We start from the raw sequence: 1580 nt of genomic DNA, 5'->3' as shown, positions 1-1580 counted from the left end.
CAGAGATTAAACTGAAGAGTTTGATCCTGGCTCAGATTGAACGCTAGCGGGATGCTTTACACATGCAAGTCGAACGGCAGCACAGAGGAACTTGTTCCTTGGGTGGCGAGTGGCGGACGGGTGAGTAATGTATCGGAACGTGCCCAGTAGTGGGGGATAACTACGCGAAAGCGTGGCTAATACCGCATATTCTCTACGGAGGAAAGGGGGGGATCATTTGACCTCTCGCTATTGGAGCGGCCGATATTAGATTAGCTAGTTGGTGGGGTAACGGCCTACCAAGGCAGTGATCTATAGCTGGTTTGAGAGGACGACCAGCCACACTGGGACTGAGACACGGCCCAGACTCCTACGGGAGGCAGCAGTGGGGAATTTTCGACAATGGGGGGAACCCTGATCGAGCCATCCCGCGTGTGGGACGAAGGCCTTCGGGTTGTAAACCACTTTTCTCAACGAAGAAAAGTCTTAGGCTAATACCTTAAGATGCTGACGGTAGTTGAGGAATAAGCACCGGCTAACTATGTGCCAGCAGCCGCGGTAATACATAGGGTGCAAGCGTTAATCGGAATTACTGGGCGTAAAGGGTGCGCAGGCGGCTTGGAAAGAACGGTGTGAAATCCCGGGGCTCAACCTCGGAACTGCACTATTAACTATCAAGCTAGAGTATGTCAGAGGGGGGTGGAATTCCGCGTGTAGCAGTGAAATGCGTAGATATGCGGAGGAACACCAATGGCGAAGGCAGCCCCCTGGGATAATACTGACGCTCAGGCACGAAAGCGTGGGTAGCAAACAGGATTAGATACCCTGGTAGTCCACGCCCTAAACGATGTCAACTAGCTGTTGGGCCGGTTACGGCTTAGTAGCGCAGCTAACGCGTGAAGTTGACCGCCTGGGGACTACGGTCGCAAGACTAAAACTCAAAGGAATTGACGGGGACCCGCACAAGCGGTGGATGATGTGGATTAATTCGATGCAACGCGAAAAACCTTACCTACCCTTGACATGCCTGGAAGCTTTAAGAGATTAAAGTGTGCTCGCAAGAGAACCGGTGCACAGGTGCTGCATGGCTGTCGTCAGCTCGTGTCGTGAGATGTTGGGTTAAGTCCCGCAACGAGCGCAACCCTTGTCATTAGTTGCTACGTAAGAGCACTCTAGTGAGACTGCCGGTGACAAACCGGAGGAAGGTGGGGATGACGTCAAGTCCTCATGGCCCTTATGGGTAGGGCTTCACACGTCATACAATGGTCGGGACAGAGGGTTGCCAAGCCGCGAGGTGGAGCTAATCTCTTAAACCCGATCGTAGTCCGGATTGCAGGCTGCAACTCGCCTGCATGAAGTCGGAATCGCTAGTAATCGCAGATCAGAATGCTGCGGTGAATACGTTCCCGGGTCTTGTACACACCGCCCGTCACACCATGGGAGTGGGTTTTACCAGAAGTAGTTAGTCTAACCGCAAGGGGGACGATTACCACGGTAGGATTCATGACTGGGGTGAAGTCGTAACAAGGTAGCCGTACCGGAAGGTGCGGCTGGATCACCTCCTTTAAGAGCTTTAAGCTGCAGTTATCTGAGTGCTCACG

1 rRNA gene is annotated in these 1580 nt (G+C 53.0%); it reads left to right on the top strand.

The annotated features are described in order from the left end of the window. The first annotated feature begins 8 nt into the window (after positions 1 to 8). Positions 9 to 1545, top strand: a 16S ribosomal RNA gene (locus B092_RS0112920). Positions 1546 to 1580 lie beyond the last annotated feature (35 nt).

The sequence above is a fragment of the Oligella ureolytica DSM 18253 genome (assembly GCF_000373745.1).
In the GTDB taxonomy this organism is placed as follows: Bacteria; Pseudomonadota; Gammaproteobacteria; order Burkholderiales; family Burkholderiaceae_B; genus Oligella; species Oligella ureolytica.
Note: the sequence above shows the minus strand (reverse complement) of the source record. Positions and strands in the feature narration are given on the sequence as shown.